Here is a 2,463-nt window from a genome sequence, read left to right on the forward strand (position 1 = left end):
CAGCACCCAAAGGCGGCTTAAGCGCGGCTTGTTGGAAAGCGAAAAACGAGGGGCACCTCATAAATGCCTTTTCTGTTCCGTTGCGCCCTAAACCCCTCCTATCCCCTGATCAAGCCCGTGTGCGATAAGATCAGCGATGCCTGAGGGTTCCGGTTCACTCTCGGCGGGATGGATAAAAGGACGTACTTGAAACCCATCCTTTAGGAAAGGTCATCCCTTATATCTCATTAATTAGCAAAGAAATCCTGGAAACATCACTACCGCACCCTATCGGATGCTCAACGCGACGAACCGCCCACGGATGGAGCGGGTTCAATGTTCTACGTCAACTCGCCCTCGAGTGGCGGTACGAAAGGACCCGTCCGGCCGATAGGAGTGAAACGATGAAAGCCATGAAGTGGCGCTCGCCCCATTGCGCAGGGAGGGTTGCATGGTCAGGGACGAGGATGTCGCGAGGCTTTCGCCGCTGATCCACGGACACATTCATGTTCTCGGGGGGTACTCCTTCTGGATGCCCGAATCGGTCGCCAAAGGCAAACTGCGCCCGCTGCGCAATCCGGCGCAAAATCCCGATGAGCGGTACTCTATAGCTTTTCATAGCGTGACGTGGGCTTAAGAGGACTTTCCGTCCCATTGCTACTCAAACCCCTAGGTCAACGGGCTGAGCTGCTCAAAAGGAGCGACGGTGAAGGCGGCCTAGTTGACCTTAAAAGGATTGAGAAATAAAACCCAGTAAATTTGTCGAAACCAATGGAACCTACAGAGAACTCCTGATTTTTGGGAGTTCTCCATGAGGGGTATGTGACGCAAACTTTCCCACAAATAGGCCGTTAACCCGTATTGGCGAAAGGGGTCCATGTTGCCTAGCTGGGAATGAAAAGGGGTCAAGCAATATGAGTAAATACCGTTACAACTACGCGGTTATCGATCCGGCTTATCCCGAAGATCAGCCCCAGTTCTGGAGCTTGGCGGGCATAAGTCTGGGAGACGCAGAAAAGATCAACTGGACTTTCGATTTTGCCCCAGATGCCGATGCCACCACCGAGCTGCTGTTATCGAATTTGAACCGCAGCGGCAAAAAAATCACCTTAGCGATTCCGATCATGGGGATTCCATCAACGGAGCCGAAATGGCAGGTGGGTACTTTCTACGACCAGTTATTGATAGAGGTCGGATCAGACGCCGACTATAGCGTCAAGCGCAAACTGGCCTTCTATCATGTCCGCGTGCTGAAGGTAAAACAGACGGGGGATCGGGGGTTTCATCTGGGTCCTAGTGCGGAAAAAGAAATGCCGGGTCCGGTCAAGGTGATACTTTGTCAAGTAGGACACGGTGGCTATGTCTTTGTCTACAGGAAAACAGGGAAATAAAGCTTGCGCGGTGGTCCACATTCCCGGCACGAGTGGGGCATTTGGGCTACAATGTAGTTACAACTGGGGAGGAGCAGACCATGGCGGCCAATGCGGTAGTGCGCGCCCGGATCGACGAACACATCAAGGCCGAGGCCACCGTGGTCCTAGCGGCGATGGGACTGACCGTATCCGATGCCTTCCGGCTGCTGCTGACTCGCGTTGCCCATGAAAAGACGCTGCCCTTTGAGCCACTGGCACCGAACGCGATCACTCTTGAAGCCATGCGGGATGCCCGCCGGGGCCACTTGGAAACGGTGACGCTCGACCAACTGCAAGCCGTACTCGATGCGGACGATTAAGCAGTCGAGTCCATTCAAGCGTGATCTGAAACGTGAAGCTAAGAGACTGTCTAAAAACTAAGTTATTGATCTGCTTAATGGTGGAGTCGGGTTAAAACTGGCTAGAAGCGGGTTCCGCGCTAAATTTTTGTTCAAAATCAATGGCGAGTTTTGCGACAGTCTCTAAGGGTCCGCATCGGCAGACACTGCAACGCGATTTCGTCAGCCTCATCGAGACGCTGGCCCAAGACCAGCCTCTGGCTGAAAAGTATCGTGACCATGCCCTCAGTGGTGACTGGAAAGACCATCGGGACTGCCACCTCAAACCGGACTTGGTATTGATTTATCGCAAGCCGGATGACGTTGAGCTACAACTGATCCGGCTCGGCTCCCATAGCGAATTGGGTCTGTGAGCCATTCGTCACGGGCCTGACCGCCGATTGAACCCCGCTATCCTGCCTATTCCTCCAACGCTCGGTACAAGGGGTCACCTCACGAAACGGAAAAAATCGTACGGTAAGGTCCAAAGTGTCAGGTTGAAATTTAAGAAGTGCTGCAACAAGTGTCAGAAAAAGCCAGAATCCACCCCAATCTGACGCATTTTCGGCCTCTGGCTGACGCCAAGTTAGGTACGCTCCAATCTGACACCGAAGCAGGCAGCGATTGGAAGCCTTTGCCTAAAAAGAATTTAGAGTCGTTAGCGTACGATTTTGTCCCTTTTCGGACAGGGATAATCTCTGCGTCCAAAAATTAGCTTGATGGACTATAGGACA

3 protein-coding genes and 1 pseudogene are annotated in these 2,463 nt (G+C 52.8%); all 4 read left to right on the forward strand.

Features of this window, described 5'->3' with window-relative positions:
• Nucleotides 1–394: 394 nt before the first annotated feature.
• Nucleotides 395–616: pseudogene (locus tag BN874_RS25755) on the forward strand (hypothetical protein); the annotation flags it as partial.
• A 277-nt stretch (nt 617–893) separates the two neighbouring features.
• Complete coding sequence (locus BN874_RS12740) at nt 894–1,370, forward strand: hypothetical protein (protein WP_034433975.1); 477 nt, start codon at nt 894–896, stop codon at nt 1,368–1,370.
• 80 nt (nt 1,371–1,450) lie between these two features.
• A complete protein-coding gene (locus BN874_RS12745) occupies nt 1,451–1,711 on the forward strand; it encodes a type II toxin-antitoxin system RelB/DinJ family antitoxin (RefSeq protein ID WP_034433977.1) in 261 nt (86 codons plus the stop codon).
• A gap of 140 nt (nt 1,712–1,851) precedes the next feature.
• The gene (locus BN874_RS12750) at nt 1,852–2,103 is read left to right on the forward strand and encodes a type II toxin-antitoxin system YafQ family toxin (protein WP_034433979.1); all 252 of its coding nucleotides are present in this window, start codon (nt 1,852–1,854) and stop codon (nt 2,101–2,103) included.
• Nucleotides 2,104–2,463 lie beyond the last annotated feature (360 nt).

The organism is Candidatus Contendobacter odensis Run_B_J11 (assembly GCF_000531125.1).
GTDB lineage: Bacteria > Pseudomonadota > Gammaproteobacteria > Competibacterales > Competibacteraceae > Contendibacter > Contendibacter odensensis.

Excerpts from the sequence above, each read along its gene's own strand:
- BN874_RS12745 (WP_034433977.1), top strand. The coding sequence starts at position 1,451 with ATGGCGGCCAATGCGGTAGTGCGCGCCCGGATCGACGAACACATCAAG.
- BN874_RS12740 (WP_034433975.1), top strand. The coding sequence starts at position 894 with ATGAGTAAATACCGTTACAACTACGCGGTTATCGATCCGGCTTATCCC.
- BN874_RS12750 (WP_034433979.1), top strand. The coding sequence starts at position 1,852 with ATGGCGAGTTTTGCGACAGTCTCTAAGGGTCCGCATCGGCAGACACTG.